This window comes from Streptomyces sp. NPDC101225 (genome assembly GCF_044767585.1).
Lineage (GTDB): Bacteria > Actinomycetota > Actinomycetes > Streptomycetales > Streptomycetaceae > Streptomyces.
In genome coordinates this window covers 50036-66861 of the sequence record NZ_JBIWOE010000043.1, presented here as the reverse complement: position 1 = coordinate 66861, position 16826 = coordinate 50036, and the positions used below count along the sequence as shown (strand labels likewise).

Below are 16826 nucleotides of genomic sequence, written 5' to 3'. Positions count from 1 at the left end.
CGGCCGGCGCCGGCAAGGGCGGCCCGGGCCCGGCCCTGGACGCCATGACCCGCAAGATCACCGGCGCCCTCGACGCCGCCTGACCCCACCCGCCCCGTGCGCGGCTGCAGCCCGGCTCCGGCGCCCCGGCCCCGGCGGAAGGAAGAGCCGAACCGATGAGCCGGACGCCTCCCCGTCACCTGGACGACGACGGTCCCGTGAGCCGGTAAGTGCCGGTGCCGGAACCGCTGATCTGTGACGTTCCGTGATGGGCGGCGGAGTCTGTCGGGCATACGCGGGCCGGAATGGTGGTGGCCGTTCGCCGAGTGGATAGGGCTCTTCCGTCTGCGCCTCACCCACCCCGAAGTCACCGCGGCCTGGGCCGACTCCGCCTACGGCGGCGAACTGATCGGCTGGTCCCGCTCCTTGCTCAGGAGATGGCGAGTGGAACGAGCCATCTCCTGGGTCATGAGAGCACGCAGAAACGTCCGCGACTACGAACACCATCCGGCTCGCCCCCGCCGTCCTGCACTGACCCGCCCAGGTCGTCTCGTTGGTGTCAGCTGCTGATGTCGGGAACCGGGCTCGACGAATTCGGGGTGCTCGTACGCTGGATCATCTCCACGACGTGCGTCGCCTGCTCCTCGCGGGCCCACAACTGTATGAGTCCCGCGGACGATTCACACTCGATCACCAGTGCCCTGGGCGGAAGCCACAAGCTCTCGCGGAAATTCGCTTCGCGGGCGCGGATGTAGCGCAGATCTGCAGGGAGTTCACGCAGCCGAGTCCACGGCCGGGACGGCTTCCATCGGAACTCGCCTCCGGTCTGCACTCGGCCAAGGCTGTATCGGCGGCGTCCCTCGGCCGGCAGGTTGGCACCGACGTGGAAGAAGACGGCTTCCCCTGCTGCGGCGCGAGCGGCCGTTCGCCGCGCTCGCCGTGCAACGAGAAGTGCCCCGATCACCATGCCGACGAAGGCGCAGAGCCCCGTAATCATGCGCGCAGTAAAACAGGCGGCCGACTTCTTCACCAAGGAGTTCGGTGCAACCTCGGGCCTGACGCCACCCTCACTCGCCCGGTTCCCCGTGACGTGCACGCACTGCGGTACCCCCGGCCTGGCGGAGGGCTTCATCGAGGACGCGGGAGAGCAATCGCGCGGGTACGCGCGCTGGATCGAGGGCGCGCTGGAGCGGGGCATCTTCGGTGGCGCCAAACGGATGGGCCGGCCCCGCCGGCGGATAGAGGCCTACCGCTGCCCCAAGTGCGGGCACCTCGAGCTGTTCGCCACCGAAGAGGTGTGAGCGACTCCGCACATGACGGTGTGCCCGTCCGCCCCGCCAGGCGGGCGCCCGCACGCTACCCGCCGCCCGCGCACGCGGCGCAGGGCCCTGCCCCGGAGACCCCGGAGACCCCGGAGGACCCGGAGGGCGGAGTGCCGCTCGAGGCCGCTTCGACTCCTGGTCCAGACGGCGGTGGTTGGCTCAGCCCCGGCAGCCGCCCCCTGGGAGCATGGAGCGTCATCACGGCCCCGGCGCTCACCCCTCGCCGTCGGCTACACGGCCCACACCGAACCCGGAGGTGCCACGTGGACGTCATGACAGCCCTGCTCACCCGCCCCGCCCCGGCCCGTCTGTCCGGCCCGGCCCCGGGGGACGGGGAACTGCGCTACCTGCTCAAGGGGGCCGCCGCGGCCTGCGGCGAGGGCCCGCATCCCTGGCACTGGATCCTCGACAGCACCGGTGACACCCCCGGAGGCGGGGCGGCGGCCGGCGGGCCGCTGCGGGCCGTGCTGGTCCTGGTGCCCGCCCGCGCCCCGCACCTGTCGGACGGCGAGCGCACCCGGCGCGTCTACACGGCGCTCAACGCGCTCGAACTGCTGCTGCACGCCCGCGGCTACGCCAGCTCCTGGCAGCCCGCCGACCTCGCCACCCGTACCGCCTCCGCCCGCAGCCTGCCCGAACTCGGTTCCGGGGAGAGCCTGTTGGGCCTGCTGACCATCGGCCGCCCGGACTCGCCGCAGGCCCTGGTGCGCCGCCCGCTGGCCGACATCGCCGACCTGGTCTCCCGGCGCGCCGCGCCGGTGGCGGGCGCCGCGGCCCGGTGACGCCACGGTGGGCGGAGCCCGCCGTCCCGGTCCCGCTCACCCGCCGAACCGGCCGCCCGCAGGCACCGCCCATCCGCCGGCGCGCGTAACCGGCCTGCCCACGCGGCCTGTTCTCACTTTCCCAGGAACGAGGCGATGCTCAGACGCAGCCCGGCGCGGCCGAGCCCGTGGGCGATGGCGTGCTGGCGCGGGGTGCCGTAGTGGCGCAACTCCTCCTGGCCGACGCCCAGTCCGAGGACGCGGTGCGGCAGGTCCTGCAGCGCCTTGCCGATCTCCGCGACGGAGGTTCCCGCCAGGCAGGGCTCGACGATGACGACGGACGGGTCGGGCTGGTCGGCCACCGCCGCGCGCAGGGCGGTGTGGTCGAAGGGGCGGACGGTGGCGCCGTACAGGACGTTCACGTCCAGGCCCTCGGTGGCCGCCAGCACGGTGTCGGCGAGCGGGCCGACGGCGATGACGGTGCCCGCCCGGCCGCGGCGCAGCACCCGCAGCCCGTGGCCGAGGGTGTCTGCTTTGCGGACGTAGGCCTGCCGGTTGGCCTGGTTGGACAGCCGGATGTACACCAGTCCGTCGCCGGCGGCCGCCTCGCGCAGTTGTGCCTCGGCCTCGTCGGCGTGGCCGGGCACGTGGATGGTCCAGCCGGGCAGGGTGGACAGCAGGGCGACGTCGCCGGGCGCCTGGTGACTGCGGCCGCCGCCGGCGATGTCGTAGGAGGCGCCGGCGCTGACCAGGATCGCGCCGACGCCCTGGTGGTTGAGGTCGAGTTTGATCTGTTCGAAGGGGCGCTCGATCAGGAACGGGGCGAAGCTGTGGGCGATCGGCCGCATCCCGGCCAGCGCCATGCCGCCCGCGACGCCGATCAGCAGCTGCTCGCGGATGCCGAGGTTGACAACCCGGGAGGGGTGCGCGGTGCGGGCGTCGTCGAAGAGCTTGGCGCTGAGGTCGGCGGTCAGCAGGGCGAGACGGTCGTGGGTGGTGAGCAGGTCCGTCGTGACGTCGACGAAGCGTTCACGCATGACTCCGGGCACGGGCCCTCCTCGGACATCGGGAAGCGGGGGTGTCAGTGGTTGTCGGCGATCTCGTCCACCTCGGCCACCACCAGGTGGGGCCGGCCGCCGCCCGGGGCGGTCAGTGCCGCCTCCAGGGCGGCGTGGTCGCGGCCGTCCACCCGGGCGGTGGACCAGCCCTCGACGGCGAAGCGGGTCTCCAGGCCGCCCGGCCAGCCCTGCGTGGCCGAGTGGTTGTCGATGACGACGGCCCGCAGGCGGTCCAGGCCGGCCCGTGCGGCGTAGGCGATCGCCTCGTGGTTGGAGCCCTCGTCGAGTTCCCCGTCGCCGAGCAGCACCCACACGCGTGGCTCGAGCAGGCCCCGCGCCCGCAGCCCCAGGGCGGTGCCGACGGCCAGCGGCAGCCCGTGCCCGAGGGAGCCGCTGGAGATCTCCACCCCGGGCACCAGCATCCGGTCCGGGTGGTGCCCCAGCGGGGAGCGGAAGGCACCGAACTGCTCGAACTCGGCCGGATCCAGGAAGCCTTGGGCGGCCAGGACCGCGTAGTAGGCCATCGGGCCGTGCCCCTTGGACAGGTAGAACCGGTCGCGGTCCTCGGCCATCCGCGGGCTCACCCGCAGCACGCGGTCGTAGAGCACCCACAGCACGTCGAGGGTCGAGGTCGCCGCCTTCGCGTGCTTCTCGTCGCCGGTCATCCGCGCCATCAGGGCGGGCAGGTCGTCGTAGCGGGCCGTGGCCTGCGTCTGCGTCTGCGTCTGTGTCTGTGTCTGTGTCATGGCGGGGGCTCCAACTCCACAAGGTCCAGCTGTAGATGATGCGTCCGGCCGCTCAGGCGGATGCGGACAGCTGCCCCGCACCGGCGGCCGGTGCATCCGCGTCCGTGCCGTCAGGGCCGTCAGGACCGTCCGTGCCGTCAGGACCGTCCATGGCATCCAGGGCGTCGGGGGTGGTCGTGGCCCGCTGGGTGGCGGCCGCCAGCGGCACGATCAGCGCTCCGGCCGCCAGGACCGCCGCGGCGACCGCGGCCCAGCCCCACGCCCCCCAGGACAGGGCGGCCGCCGAGACGAGGCCGGGGCCCAGGACACCCTGCGCCACCATGTGCAGCTGGAACGTGCCCAGATACGCGCCCTGGGCGTGGTCCGGCGCCAGCCCGTGGGACAGGCCCCACCCGGAGGCGGACTGCTGCAGCTCGGCCAGGGTGAACAGCAGGGTCGCCGCGATGAGGACGGCGGACGCCGTCAGCGCGTTGCCGTAGGCGGCGCAGGCGGCGACGGCGCAGGCGGCGGCCAGCCACAGGCCGGAGCGCCGGGCCAGCCGCGCGGCGCCCGGCACCGTCTCGGCGCCCTTGCTGGCGGGCACCTGGAACAGCACGACCAGGACGGTGTTGGCGATCAGCAGCAGCGGGATGAGGGCGTGCGGGGCGTCGGTGCGGGTGACGGCCCACAGCGGCAGCACGACCAGCAGGAGCGAGGCGTGCAGGGCCAGCGGCGCGGACAGCGCGGTCAGGGCCACGAACCGCACGTCGCGCAGGGCACCGAAGCGGCGTACCGCCCCGGCCGAGGGGGCGGCGGCCGACGCGGTGGCGGTGGTGCGGGGCAGGCGCAGGATGAGCAGCGCGGTGCCCAGCAGCAGCACGGCGCTCAGCCAGGGCAGCGCCCTCACGAGGGTGTGCCCGCCGAGCAGGGCCAGCGCCGTGATGCCGCTGCCGGCGCTGAAGCCGATGTTGAACATGGTGCGCAGCATCGCCCTGACCTGGACACGTTCCGCGGGGGCGATCAGCGCGCCGACGAACGCGCCGAACGTCGGCCCGACGCCGTACTCGACGAAGCCCACGGCGACGATCAGCGCGTAGAACGGTGCCGCGGCATGCACGGCCGGATACAGCGCGAACCCGGCGGCCTGCGCGACGAACAGCACCACGAGCATGCGGCCCGCGCCGAGCCGGTCGGCGGCCGCACCGCACAGGAAGGACGCCGCGAACCCCGACAGGGCCGCGGCCGAGGTGCCCAGCCCCACCTGGGTCGGCGACAGCCCGGAGACGGTGGTGAAGTAGACGACGCTGCCGCTGAGGAAGACCCCCCGGCCCACCGCGTAGGCGAGGTTGACGCACGACAGGAGCCGTTCACGTCCGGGCCGCGGGATCACCGCGGCGGCCACGCGCTGAAGGGAGGGCATCGCTCGTACGCTCCTAACGCATCCGCCGTGCGCCTGCGGCACAGATCCGGCTGAGACGCTATGGGCGCGCGCAACAGACCGGGTCGAGACCGGCTGGAGCCCCGGTCGCGATCCGTACGCGCCCGCCCGCCCGCAACTTAGGCTGCCGCAGCATGAGACACCGGACGCTGGGCAGGAGCGGTCTGCAGATCAGCGAGATCGCCTACGGAAGCTGGATCAGCACCACCGAGGACGCGGCGGAGGCCGTCGCCCGCGAGGCCCTGGACGCCGGCATCACCACCTTCGACACGGCCGACGCCTACGCCGGAACACTCGCCGAGACGGTCCTGGGCCGGGTCCTGTCCGCCACCCGCCGGGAGTCGGTGGTGATCAGCACCAAGGTGTGCGCCCCGGTCGGGCCCGGCCCCAACGACCGCGGCCTGTCCCGCAAGCACATCATGGAATCGGCCGCCGGGTCCCTGCGCCGGCTGCGCACCGACCACATCGACCTCTACCAGGCCCACCGCTACGACCCGCGCACCCCGCTGGAGGAGACGCTGCGGGCCTTCGACGACCTGGTCCGCCAGGGCAAGGTGCTCTACGTCGGTGTCTCCGAGTGGACCGCCGACCAGATCACCGCCGCCCTGAAGACGGCCGCGGACATGGGACTCGACCGCATCGTCGCCAACCAGCCGCAGTACAACATGGTGTGGCGGGTCATCGAGGCCGAGGTGCTGCCGCTGTGCGCCCGCGAGGGCATCGGCCAGCTCGTCTGGTCGCCGCTGGCGCAGGGCCTGCTGACCGGCAAGTACCTTCCCGGTGCGCCGCTGCCGCCCGCCTCCCGGGCCGGCGGCCCGGCCCGCTCGCAGTTCGCGACCGGCGCCCTCACCGACGACGTCCTGCACCGGGTGAGCCAACTCGCCTCCATCGCGGCCGAGTTGGGCATCACGATGCCGCAGCTCGCGCTCGCCTGGGTGCTGAGCAACCCGCACATCTCGTCCGCCATCGTGGGCGCCACCGCCCCGGGGCAGATCACCCAGACGGCCGCGGCCTCCGGCATCGACCTCGACGACGGCATACTGGCCCGCATCGACACCCTCCTCGCCCCGATCGCCGAACGCGACCCGGCCCGCACCCCGGCCCACCCCACCGACTACGCCCGGCAGATCGACCACGACGCAGAGATCGACCACGACGCACAGAACGAGCACGACGCACGGAACGAGCACGAGGCATAACGAGCTCGACGCATCCATCGAGCGCGACCGCAGACGCATCCATCGAGCACGACGCACAAGGAGCCCGCCCGGTGCCCGCCCCACCCCCCACCGCCGCGACCACCGCCGTACGGCTGATCGAGACCGCCGACGCCCCGGCGCTGGCGGCCCATCTCACGCGTGACGCCGCCGAGTTCGCCCGCTGGCAGCCGGCCCGGCCCGAAGGCTTCCACACCGCACCGCACCAGGCCGCCCGCATCGAGCAGCTGCTGGCCACCCACCACGCCGGCGGCGGCTGGCCGGGCGTCATCGTCGCCGGCGGCGCCGTGGTCGGGCAGGTCACGGTGAGCACCGTCCTGCACGGGCCGCTGCGCAAGGGCTTCCTCAGCTACTGGCTGGCCACCACCGCCCAGGGCCACGGACACGCCGCCGCAGCGGTGGCCCAGGTCCTCGACGTGATGCGCGACGAGCTCCGTCTGCACCGTGCGGAGGCGCACACCCAGCTGGAGAACCTGGCCTCGCACGCCGTCCTGCGCCGCAACGGCTTCACCCCCTGGGGCGTCGCCCACGCCCACATCCACATCGGCGGCGCCTGGCGCGACGAACTGTTCTGGGAACGCACCCTGAGCGACGCACCCCCGCACTGACCCCGCAGTGACCGCGGGCGCGGACACGGGCGCGGCGTCCGTGACCCGCCGCGGACGGGGGCCGTCGACGGCCCCCCGGAGCGGGTGTCGACGCGGGCGCCGATGAGTTTCGGTGTGCCCGACGGTCCAAGCCGGCACACCGAACAAAGGGAGAACCCGATGGCCAGGACGCGCCCGTATCCGACGACTCACATCGCCCGTCGCATGTTCGAGCTCCTGGAGCCGATCTGCCTGGTCACCTACTTCGCCGACGAGTGCAACGAGGAGCTGGCCGCACTCGGCCACCGCACCTACTGGGACGGCTACTTCGCCAGCCGCGCCGCGCCGCTGGGCCGGGTGCCGGCCCACGTCGTGCACGCGGCCTTCTACAGCTTCGCCGACGGCGAGGCCGCACGGCACATCCCCAGCGCCTGGGAGACGATCCCGCCCGAGGCCTCCCTCGCCGCACGGCAGCGGGGCAGCGCGGCCTCCCTGCGGCGCATCCTCGGCGACGCGCTGGCCGACTCCCCGGGCCTGGTGCGTGCCGCGGACCTGACCGCCAAGGCCGCGACGAGCGCCCCCACCGAAGGCCGCGTGATGTACGCCGGCATGCGCACCCTCGAGGTACCCGTCGACCCCGTCGCCCGGCTGTGGCATTGCGCGACCATGCTGCGCGAGCACCGCGGCGACGGGCACATCGCCGCTCTCCTCGGCGCGCGCATCGGCGGCACGCAGGCCCACGTGCTCTCCGCCCTGGAGCAGGGCATCCATCCCCCGGAGTCGTTCGGACGCATCCATCACCTGCCGAAGGAGCAGCTGGCCGCGGTCATGGACGGCCTGCGCGAGCGCGGACTCCTCGACGCCGAGGGCCACTTCACCGACGCCGGCCGCGCGACCAAGCAACGCATCGAAGCCCTCACCGACGAACTCGCCGCCCCGCCCTACGACGCCCTGTCGCCCGCCGAACTCGACGAACTGATCACGGAGCTCGAACCCCTCACCGCGGCCCTGGTGGCCGCGGGTTCGCAGTGACACACGGGTTCCGCGTTCCCCGGGGCACGCTGGCGGCGTATCTGAGGGGCGTCGTGCCTGGACACGTGCCTGTGCACGGTGGGTTCCGGTCTCACTCCGCCACAGGCGTCACCGTACGCGCGGTCAGTGCTGTGCGGGGACGTCGAGGTCGTCGAGGAGGCCGCGGATGCGGCGTTCGATCTCGTCGCGGATCGGGCGGACGTCTTCGACGGTCTTGCCCGCGGGGTCGTCCAGGGTCCAGTCGAGGTATCGCTTGCCGGGGAAGACCGGGCAGGCGTCGCCGCAGCCCATGCTGACGACGACGTCCGCCGCGCGGACGACCTCGTCGGTCCAGGGCTTGGCGAACTCGCGGGAGATGTCGATGCCGCGTTCGCTCATCGCGGCGACGGCTGACGGGTTGATCTCGAAGCCGGGTTCGGATCCGCCCGACCAGGCGACCGCGTTGTCCCCGGCGAGGTGCTGGAAGAAGCCCATGGCCATCTGACTGCGGCCGGCGTTGTGCACGCACAGGAAGAGCACCACTGGCTTGCCGTCGACGTGGTGGCCCTCGACTTTGGCCAGGGCGCGCAGGCGCTGGCGGGCGAAGCGTTCGGCGATGAGCGGGAGGTAGTTGGGAACGGTGCTGCGGCCGGCGAACTGGTCGTAGCTGGTGTGCAGGAACCGTTCGATGGTCTCCTGGCCGAAGGTCCCGTCGAACTCGCGGCTGAGGTGAGCGGCGGCGGTGCGCAGGGCGAGTTGCTGGTCGATGCTCAGGTTGCGGTGCGGGGTGGACGCGGTCTCAGTCATCGCTGCCTCCTGGGGGGCGGACGGCGGGCGCCAGCCGGTCGACCCGGTCGGCGAGATCGCTCAGGGCGTCGGCGAAGGCGTCGTCGGTGCCGGGGCGGGTGGGGTCGGGGACCGACCAGTGCAGGCGGTCGGGGGCCCGGGTACCGAGCTGTTCGTGGGCGTTGTCGCAGACGGCGACTACGAGGTCGTCCGGGCGCAGCGTCTGGTCGATGTGGGAGGTGCGGGCGGGCGTCAGGGAGAGGCCGTGCTTGCGGGCGGTCGCCACGGCGCGGGGATGGACGCGTTGTGCAGGGTCAGTTCCCGCTGAGGCGGTCGGGACGGTGCTGTGGCGTTTCCAGAGGGCGGCAGCCAGGTGGGAGCGGGCGGAGTTGTGGGTGCAGACGAACACCACGCGAGGCGCCGTCCGCAGAGGTGCGGGCACGGTCTCGGTAAGAGCGTGCCCGCGTAGGCGCAGATAGGTGCGCCGTCGGTCTCCTTCGGAACGGGAGCGTTCGATCAGGCCGACCTGTTCGAGCAGCTTGAGGTGGTGGGCCAGGAGGTTGCTGGGCAGGCCCAGCTCCTGGCCGAGTTCACCGGGCGAGGCGTCGCCCAGCAGGAGCCGGTCGATGATCGCCAGGCGTGCGGGTTCTCCCAGCGCCGCGTGCCGTTGCGCTCGCGCGACCGTCGATCCAGACCACTCAGTATTCATTGACTCAATTTTTATTGAGGTAATGCTCGGTGTCAACAGTCCTGGGCCGGTGCCCGGCGTCAGAAGGCGCCAGCACGCGACGCCGTACGTCGAGATGGCGTCGTTCATCCAGGACCGGGCCCCACCTGGACTGCGTCCCACGGGGAGCCCGGGGGAGGGGTGCAGGAGAGGGCGAGGTTGCTGGGGCCGTCGACCGGCATGCCGGGGAGGAGAGCGACGGCGTATGTGTCCAGGCGCTTGGAGATCTCGGCACTGCATCGTCCGACGAGCCGGGCGCCGGGCAGAAGCCCGGTCTCGGCGCCGCCGGTGACCGCACATGCAGATCAGGCCGGCGCCGGGGCAGCACACCCTGCGGTCGTCCGGGGCGGCTGGCGGTGGCGGCCGTTCGCCCAGCCGCGTCCTGCGGGCTGCGGCTTGGTGGCCGCGCACGCCGGTTCGGGTGGCGACGAGATCGCGGTGGATCTCGACGGCGTCGGCGGCCAGGAACGGCCGGCGCCCCAACCCGCCCGGGGCCGGCCGACGCCCCAACCCGCCCGGGGCCGGCCGCCGTTACGGTGTCATGCGGCCGCCGCCGGGCCGTCGGCGCCCAGTGCGGCCCGTACCGCCTGCAGGCCGTCCAGCCGCTTGCGGTCCCAGCCGTCGCGCCGTTCATCGTCCAGCTCCGGCCCCAGCACCTCCGCCGTACCCGCGGGCAGCCGCTGCCGCCAGCGCCGCCGCAGCAGGGACGGGCGGCGGTCGCGGAAGTGGAGGTCCTTCGCCACCCGCAGGGCCTGCTGCGCCGCGCCGGCCGACAGCAGCCCCGCAGCCTGTTTCTGCGCCAGCAGCCAGCGCACGTTGACCAGCGGGACCGTCACGGGGGTGTAGTCCTCCGGGTCGTACAGCAGCGCCACGTCGCCGTCGGAGTCGATGGCCCCGCACCGGTACTGCTCGTACACCCAGCCGCTGCCGGTCATGCCCAGGGTGTGGCACTCCACGGCCCGCAGCGCGCCCATGGAACTGGCGCCGGCGAGCGGCTGCCCGGTGGCCAGGACGGCGCGTACCTCGGTGATGCTGACGGCCAGCCGCTGCCCGAACTCGCCGTCCAGCATGAGGATTTCCTGCGCGGTGCGGGACTTGGTCAGCTCCAGCAGGTCGAGCCGGCGCACCGGCGGGCGCAGCCGCAGGCGGCGGCCGCGGCGGGCGGCGAGCTCACGCAGGGCCGTCAGGTCACGCTCGCGCAGGGACGGGCCGGTGAACACGACAAGATCGGCGGCCGCGGTGGCCGCGCCGTTCTCGGCGGTGGTGGCCGGGGTGTTCTCGGTGTCCGGGCTGGTCATCGTCGCGGCCTCACCATCTTGGCGGCGACCATCTCGCGGCGCAGGCGGGTGCCCAGCCGCGCGAAGTCGTGGTGGTAGACCTCCAGGCCCGGCACGATCACCTGGGTCACGGAGAAGGGGAAGTCGCCCGGGGCGAGTTCGGCGGCGAACACCAGGGACAGGCCCGCCTTGTCCAGTCCGTCCAGGACGCGCTCCAGATCGCCCTGGGTGGTGCCGGTGCTGGTGCTGGGCAGGTCACCGAAGTCGATCTCGGTGCGCTCGGCACTCCACGCGGTCAGCATCTCCCGCATGGCCTTGTAGGAGGCGTGGCGCCGGTAGGCCTGGCTGTTGAGGTCCTCGCGGGCCCCGTTGATGACGGCGAGCCGGGACTGGGCGGCCTCGGTCAGGGCGCGGGTGACGGACACGAGCGGGTCGAGGTGGGCCCCGCCGCCCCCGTTGATCAGCATGCCGTCCTCGGCGTGCGTGTCGTCGGTGGTGGCGAACATGGCGGGAACGCCGATCTCGTTGACGTAGCTGAAGACCTGGACATGGACGCCCTTGCTGCGGAACCGCTCCACCAGCGCGGCGGGCAGCTCCGGCAGCGACTCCAGGCGGACGCGGTGGCCGCGGCGGAGGGTCTCCCCGAACGCCGTGCAGTCCTGCTCGATGGCCTCCAGCAGCCCGTGCAGCAGCGCCTCCTGGGGGCTGTTGCCGACGGCGAGCCCGATGACGTTGGAGCTGGCCATCCGGCATTCGTGCGGGTAGGGGGTGAACACCGCGAGGGCGGGCACCCACACCTCGGTGTCGCTGAACAGCTCCCGCACCGGCCACCAGTGGATGGGCGCGTCCTCACGCCAGGTGTGCCCGCGGCGCAGGATGAGCCGGCGGGGGTCGAGCACCGCCTTGCCCTGGCGGCGCAGTTGGGCGTAGGAGGCCAGCGGGGGTGCCGGGTCGGTGGGCGGTTCGCACCAGGTCCGCTCGATCGCCTCCATCATGGCGGAGACCCGCGCCGCCCGCGGGGTGGCGCCCTTGCCGCTGGTCACCGTGTTGAGGCCGGGGGCCGCCGCCGGACGGGTGCTGTGGAAGACCGGGATGCCGAGGACGTCGAGATCGGTGACGTCGGCGATCCGGGTGATGCCGCAGCGCTCCAGGGACGCCTGCGCCAGCGCCTCGGTCTCCTCCAGGGTGCGGGTGCGCAGCGAGGTGTGACAGGCCGTCGACGGATGGTGCGAGGTGCCGGGGAACCAGTGCCGGCGCGCGGCGCTGGCCGGCAACTTGAGCACGGCTGTGGTCATCTTGTCGGGGATCCCTTCGCCATGGACGGGTGGCCCAGGGCGGCGTGGCACGCCCTCAGGACCCATCGGAACCAGGCCGCCGCGTTGGCGGGCCTGCGGATGCTGTGTCCCTCGTCGGGCAGGAGCATCAGCTCCACGTCGACGCCCCGGCCCTCCAGCGACCGGTACATCGCACGGGACTCGCCGGCCGGGACGTGCGTGTCGCCGCAGCCGTGGGACAGCAGCACCCGGGTGCCGGCGCCGATCGCGTCGAGCGAGAGGCTCTCCTGGCGGTAGCCGGGCGCCTGGTCCACCGGGCCGTACTCGCGCAGCCAGTGCCAGTGCAGGTCGCAGACGCGGGCGACGGCGGCGAAGTCGGCCCAGCCGGCATGGCTGACGGCGAGGCGGACGCCAGGCAGCAGCGTCGCCAGGGCCAGCGAGAGGTAGCCGCCGAAGCTGCCGCCCATGACGGCGATACGGTCGGCGTCCAGGAGGGGGTGGGTCAGCGCGTCCCGCACCTGGGCTGCCGCGACGGCGGCCACCTGGGAGGTCCAGCGGCCCCAGCCGCGTTCCACGGCCTGCCGGCCGTACCCGGTCGACAGCGGGGGATCGGGCATCAGGACGGCGTAGCCCTCGGCGACGAACGGCCACGGGTTCCACCGCCACGACCAGTCGGTCCAGCTCAGCAGGGGCCCGCCGTGGCACCACACGAGCACCGGCAGCTCCCGCCCGGGCTCGGGACCGGAGGCGGGCAGGCACAGCCGGCTGTGCCACACCGATCCGTCCGGCGCCTGATACGTCAGCCGTTCCATGCGCCCGGCCGGTGTGGCGGCCGCGGCCGGAGCCGTCACCAGGGCGGGCACGGGGCGTCGCGCCTTCGTGGCGGGTGCGGCACCGGCTGCATCGAGGGGGAGGGAGACCACCTCGGGGGGCAGGTCGATCCGGGAGCGTACGACCAGTGCCTCGTCGCCGGAGACGGTCACCGCCTGCACCGAGCCGCCGGCCTCGACCCGCTCGATGGTGCCGTCGCCGGCCTCGATCCGCTCGATGGTGCCGTTGCCGGCCTCGATCCGCTCGATGGTGCCGTCGCCGGTCCGGACCCGCCACAGGTGCCGCCGGCCCGCCTCGTCCCCGGTGCACAGCACACTGCCCGGGCCGCACCAGGCCCGTGGGCGCAGCCAGTTGGCGTGTCGGGGGGCAAGGCGGGCCACCGTCGAGCCGTCGGCGGCGACCAGCACCGCTTCCTGCCGCGGGCCGAGCCCGGGGCGCGCGATCCGCTCCGCGGTGCACGCGAACCATGCGCCGTCGGGGGCCGCGACCGGCTCCGAGAGGTCGTCGCCGTCCGGCCACACCGCCCGCGCGCCGGCCGGATCCGTGGGGGAGAAGAGCAGCAGCCCGTGCCGGCGGTGCCCGCCGGGCAGGAACCGTGCCACCCCGGCGGCGCACCGCAGGCCGTCGGGCGTCAGCGCCAGCTCACCGGTCAGCCGCACATCCTCCCCGAGCGGCAGCGCGAGCAACTCGCCTGCGGCGGGAGGCTGTTGACTGCCGGGCAGGGGGAGGTGCAGCAGCCGCAGCGTCTCGCCGGGCTGGTGGTAGGGCGAGCGGGGCCACAGGTCACCGCGGACCAGGGTGACCGTGTCCCCCTCCGGTGCGTCGGCCTCCCGCTGTTGCTGGTCCTCGGCCAGGCAGGTGGCTTTGTCGCGGATCCAGACGGCGGCGACGGCGGTCGTCCGGGAGGCGGCGTAGGAGACGACACCGCGCGGCGCGCTCAGCACGAGCCGCGGCGCGCGGGGGGCCTGCGGCCGGTGCCGCCACAGCGAGCGGCCGCGGTGCCCGCGCGCCGCCGCATCGCCGGGGCGCCGGTCGGACAGGAACAGGTAGCCGCCGTTCTGGGCGGGGGTCACCGAGGACGCCGCGGCGTGCGCGTGCTGCAGGATGTGCTGCCCGCCCGGCCCGGGGGCGTAGCCGAGTACGAACGGTACGAGATCGGCGCGGCCGGCCCGCCGCAGTTCCGCCTCGACCAGCAGGGTGGGGCCGAGGCGGTGGGCGGTCTGGACGCGTGGCTGCGCCAGCAGCACCTCCAGGGCCGCCGCGCCCGGGTCCCTGTTCTGTGCCGCCCCCGTCATCGTCGTCAGGCCTGTCCGGCCCGCTGGTGCATCCCGACGGCCGTCGCCGCCAGGGCGTCGGCGTCCTGCCCGGCGAGGTAGGAGGTCAGCTCGCGGCGCAGCCAACTCACCTTCTCCGCCAGGGACATGTAGTGGTGGCGGCCCGCGATCGCCTCGGCCGGCGCGCTCTTGAGGAACCCGGCCAGCGCCACCTCGGCCAGGTCACGGGGGCCGGGCCGGCGCACGCTCAGGGCGAGATACAGGGCGCCTTCTTCGTGTCCTTCGTGTCCTTCGTGTCCTTCGTGTCCTTCGCGCTCCTCGTGTTCCTCGTGTTCCTCGTGTGCGGTGACGCTGTGCCGGTGCCCGGGCGGGAGGTAGAGGACATCGCCCGGGGACAGCCGCGGACGGTGCTCCTCGTCACCCAGGTGCCAGCGGGTTGCGCCCGCGCACTGCACCACGAACAGATGGGCCGTCTCGGCCCGCATCCGCGTCCCGGCCCCCGCGTCCTCCCGGGACGGCGGGCTGAGGAACACCGAGGAGCGCACGTCGGCCCGCAACTCCTCGCGCAGCGCGCCGACGAGGTCCTTGAGGCCCGCATGCCAGTGGTCGGGCTGGCGCAGGCCGACCGTGTATCCGGCCGTGAACCACCGGCGCACGCCCGCGGCGTCGGCGTAGCGGGCGCGCGGCTTCTGCTGCACCCTGCGGGTCACGGTGATGTCGGCGGCGGGCGCGCCCACGCCGTCGCGGGCGACGCCGAAGTAGGGGGCGACGAGCAGGCCGTGGCCGAAGGCGTCCCAGATCTCCTGGGCGCTGGGCAGGGCGCCGAGCAGGGCGGGGGCGGCGGCGTCCGGGAAGACGGCGGCGCGCACCCCCCAGATGCCGGCGTGGAAGGCGTCGGCGTCGCCGACGAGTTCAGCCAGCCGCCCGGTGTGTGTCGCGGTGGTCATGGTGTCAGACCGTCCTGTCCCGCATCGCGGCCACGGCCCCCTCGACGAGGAGGTCCGTGTCCACACAACTGACGTGGTCGAGCAGCGACTTGGTCACCGTGTCCGCCAGCTCCTCCGGCGTGGCGCGCGGATCGTGGTCCGCGATGCGGTCGCACGCGCCGGTGAACAGCGTCATCAAGGAGGCGGCCAGGTCGCGGGGGGTGGGTTCGGTGATGGTGAACGTCACGTGCAGCGAGGTGCCCTCGCGGGCGGTCGCCACGTGCGGCATGCCGTGCGGCAGGTACAGCACGTCGCCGGGCTCCATCACGAAACAGTGCGCGTGGCTGTCGACGTCCACGTCCAGGCCGGAGCGGGAGTCGATCTCCCGGGGCTCGTCGTAGATCCGCCATTCCTTGGCGCCGGCGATCTGCACGGCGAGCACGTGCGAGCCGTCCCGGTGGGGGAGCATGCCGGTGTTGTCGCGCGGCGTGTAGAACACGTACGTCTTCAGCTCGGCCGGCAGGCGCGCCTCGATCCGGCGCATCAGGGTGCCCAGCGGGCGGTGCCAGTCCTCGAGCTGGTTCATCTTCATGGTCGCGCCGGCCGCGAGCAGGGCGCGCACCTTCGCCGCGTCGGCGAACCCGGTCACCGGGCTCCCGGCCACCGTCCGCGTCGTGGTGAACGCGGTGATCTCCGGCTGCTGCCCCTCCTTGAGGAGCGTGAAGTACGGCCACCGCAGCAGCCCCGTGTCGAGCATGTCCTGGATATCGGACTCGCGGATCAACCCGTCCACCGGACACGCCCGCTTGAACAATCCGTGCTTCTTGTTCCAGTACGCGCCCAGTAAATCCTCGTCATCGATCAGACGAATGAGCGGATGTTCAGTACCCACGGAAGATCCTTAAATGACGTCCGATTCCGGTGAACGATTCCGGACAGTCCCGGGAGCGCCGCCTTTGCCGCCCCCGGGATCTGTGCGGAGCGAACCGGTCAGGCTTCGTTGATCTCGGAGATCAGCATGGGGCGCGCCTGGTTGGAGAGCTCCTCGACCTCGGCGTCAGCGGCCTCGAGGAGGCTCTCGTCGTCGGTGGCCTGAAGCTTGTCGTCGAGAGACATTCCATTACCTCTTTCGGAATTGTTTCGATGATTCCTGTCGCTGACAGGCGCCGGTCACACTATTTTTCCGGTCCGGGCCCGTCAATACACTCCCCGGGCCGCTCCAAGGCGGCTCGAGCGGGACACCAGAATTCCCGTACCCGAATGCCGAGATCGCATCAGGGCATGCCGAATGCGCGCCACGGCCTGTATTTCAGACCCCTGCTCATCGGGGAGAGGGGTATCGGAGGAAAGCGGCGAACCGCATTCGGGGAACAGCCGGCTCAGCCGACGACATGCCCTCCGGGTGCCGCCTCGAACCCGTGGCCCTCGAACCCGTGGCCTTCGAACCCGTAGTCCTCGGACTCGTAGTCCTCGAACCCGTGGTCCGTGAACCCGTAGTCCTCGAACGGTGCGTTCCACGGTGCATGGGCCATGGGTCGGCTTCCTTCCGCAGGCTGAGTCCGGCAGGGCAGGACGGTTCCGGCACACCGTGACACCGACTGCTCGAGGGCGCGTGGACGACCGGTCAAGCACA

The 16826-nt window shown here is 73.0% G+C and carries 18 protein-coding genes and 1 pseudogene; 6 read left to right on the top strand and 13 right to left on the bottom strand.

The window, feature by feature from the left end; genetic code table 11:
• Positions 1 to 315 precede the first annotated feature (315 nt).
• Positions 316 to 480, top strand: a pseudogene (locus ACIRPX_RS38220) (IS5/IS1182 family transposase); the annotation flags it as partial.
• A gap of 58 nt (positions 481 to 538) precedes the next feature.
• Here the strand turns inward: ACIRPX_RS38220 and ACIRPX_RS38215 are convergent.
• Positions 539 to 976 (bottom strand): hypothetical protein, encoded by a 438-nt coding sequence (locus ACIRPX_RS38215; protein WP_404204031.1) that lies wholly within the window; start codon positions 974 to 976, stop codon positions 539 to 541.
• Between the two features lie 88 nt (positions 977 to 1064).
• On the opposite strand from ACIRPX_RS38215, the gene ACIRPX_RS38210 reads away from it, so the two are divergent.
• Both ACIRPX_RS38210 and ACIRPX_RS38205 read left to right on the top strand, forming a co-directional pair.
• Complete coding sequence (locus ACIRPX_RS38210) at positions 1065 to 1280, top strand: hypothetical protein (RefSeq protein WP_404204039.1); 216 nt, start codon at positions 1065 to 1067, stop codon at positions 1278 to 1280.
• Positions 1281 to 1564: 284 nt separating this feature from the next.
• Positions 1565 to 2083, top strand: a complete 519-nt coding sequence (locus ACIRPX_RS38205) for a nitroreductase (RefSeq protein ID WP_404204029.1) — start codon at positions 1565 to 1567, stop codon at positions 2081 to 2083.
• A gap of 113 nt (positions 2084 to 2196) precedes the next feature.
• On the opposite strand, the gene ACIRPX_RS38200 is transcribed toward ACIRPX_RS38205, so the two are convergent.
• From ACIRPX_RS38200 to ACIRPX_RS38190, 3 genes are read right to left on the bottom strand one after another with little or no spacing between them, the layout of a single operon-like run.
• Positions 2197 to 3099 carry a transketolase family protein gene (locus tag ACIRPX_RS38200; protein WP_404204037.1) on the bottom strand — a complete coding sequence of 301 codons (903 nt, stop codon included), beginning with the start codon at positions 3097 to 3099 and terminating at the stop codon, positions 2197 to 2199.
• Positions 3100 to 3143: 44 nt separating this feature from the next.
• Positions 3144 to 3866, bottom strand: a complete 723-nt coding sequence (locus ACIRPX_RS38195) for a thiamine pyrophosphate-dependent enzyme (protein WP_404204027.1) — start codon at positions 3864 to 3866, stop codon at positions 3144 to 3146.
• Positions 3867 to 3918: 52 nt separating this feature from the next.
• The gene (locus ACIRPX_RS38190; protein ID WP_404204025.1) at positions 3919 to 5265 is read right to left on the bottom strand and encodes an MFS transporter; all 1347 of its coding nucleotides are present in this window, start codon (positions 5263 to 5265) and stop codon (positions 3919 to 3921) included.
• A gap of 152 nt (positions 5266 to 5417) precedes the next feature.
• Between ACIRPX_RS38190 and ACIRPX_RS38185 the strand changes: the two genes are divergently transcribed.
• From ACIRPX_RS38185 to ACIRPX_RS38175, 3 genes are all read left to right on the top strand, one after another.
• Complete coding sequence (locus tag ACIRPX_RS38185) at positions 5418 to 6482, top strand: aldo/keto reductase family protein (RefSeq protein WP_404204023.1); 1065 nt, start codon at positions 5418 to 5420, stop codon at positions 6480 to 6482.
• Positions 6483 to 6553: 71 nt separating this feature from the next.
• The gene (locus ACIRPX_RS38180) at positions 6554 to 7108 is read left to right on the top strand and encodes a GNAT family N-acetyltransferase (RefSeq protein WP_404204021.1); all 555 of its coding nucleotides are present in this window, start codon (positions 6554 to 6556) and stop codon (positions 7106 to 7108) included.
• Between the two features lie 159 nt (positions 7109 to 7267).
• Positions 7268 to 8119, top strand: coding sequence for a MarR family transcriptional regulator (locus tag ACIRPX_RS38175; protein WP_404204019.1), 852 nt, complete (start codon positions 7268 to 7270; stop codon positions 8117 to 8119).
• Between the two features lie 123 nt (positions 8120 to 8242).
• Here the strand turns inward: ACIRPX_RS38175 and ACIRPX_RS38170 are convergent, their stop codons facing one another.
• The 9 genes from ACIRPX_RS38170 to ACIRPX_RS38130 all read right to left on the bottom strand — a co-directional run bounded on the left by ACIRPX_RS38170 (position 8243) and on the right by ACIRPX_RS38130 (position 16725).
• Complete coding sequence (locus ACIRPX_RS38170; protein WP_404204018.1) at positions 8243 to 8905, bottom strand: arsenate reductase ArsC; 663 nt, start codon at positions 8903 to 8905, stop codon at positions 8243 to 8245.
• The gene (locus ACIRPX_RS38165) at positions 8898 to 9593 is read right to left on the bottom strand and encodes a helix-turn-helix domain-containing protein (protein WP_404204016.1); all 696 of its coding nucleotides are present in this window, start codon (positions 9591 to 9593) and stop codon (positions 8898 to 8900) included. The genes ACIRPX_RS38170 and ACIRPX_RS38165 overlap by 8 nt, the downstream gene beginning before the upstream one ends.
• 557 nt (positions 9594 to 10150) lie before the next feature.
• Positions 10151 to 10909 (bottom strand): TfuA-like protein, encoded by a 759-nt coding sequence (locus ACIRPX_RS38160; protein WP_404204014.1) that lies wholly within the window; start codon positions 10907 to 10909, stop codon positions 10151 to 10153.
• Positions 10906 to 12183, bottom strand: coding sequence for a YcaO-like family protein (locus ACIRPX_RS38155; RefSeq protein ID WP_404204012.1), 1278 nt, complete (start codon positions 12181 to 12183; stop codon positions 10906 to 10908). The genes ACIRPX_RS38160 and ACIRPX_RS38155 overlap by 4 nt, the downstream gene beginning before the upstream one ends.
• Positions 12180 to 14288: an alpha/beta hydrolase family protein gene (locus ACIRPX_RS38150; RefSeq protein ID WP_404204010.1), complete on the bottom strand. Its 2109-nt coding sequence runs from the start codon at positions 14286 to 14288 to the stop codon at positions 12180 to 12182. The genes ACIRPX_RS38155 and ACIRPX_RS38150 overlap by 4 nt, the downstream gene beginning before the upstream one ends.
• A 5-nt stretch (positions 14289 to 14293) precedes the next feature.
• The gene (locus ACIRPX_RS38145) at positions 14294 to 15214 is read right to left on the bottom strand and encodes an AraC family ligand binding domain-containing protein (RefSeq protein WP_404204008.1); all 921 of its coding nucleotides are present in this window, start codon (positions 15212 to 15214) and stop codon (positions 14294 to 14296) included.
• A gap of 4 nt (positions 15215 to 15218) precedes the next feature.
• Positions 15219 to 16085: a JmjC domain-containing protein gene (locus ACIRPX_RS38140; protein WP_404204006.1), complete on the bottom strand. Its 867-nt coding sequence runs from the start codon at positions 16083 to 16085 to the stop codon at positions 15219 to 15221.
• Positions 16086 to 16183: 98 nt separating this feature from the next.
• Entirely contained in the window at positions 16184 to 16309 is a 126-nt protein-coding gene (locus ACIRPX_RS38135; RefSeq protein WP_260327424.1) for a hypothetical protein, read from the bottom strand.
• A gap of 263 nt (positions 16310 to 16572) precedes the next feature.
• Positions 16573 to 16725, bottom strand: coding sequence for a hypothetical protein (locus ACIRPX_RS38130; RefSeq protein WP_404204004.1), 153 nt, complete (start codon positions 16723 to 16725; stop codon positions 16573 to 16575).
• Between the last annotated feature and the right edge of the window lie 101 nt (positions 16726 to 16826).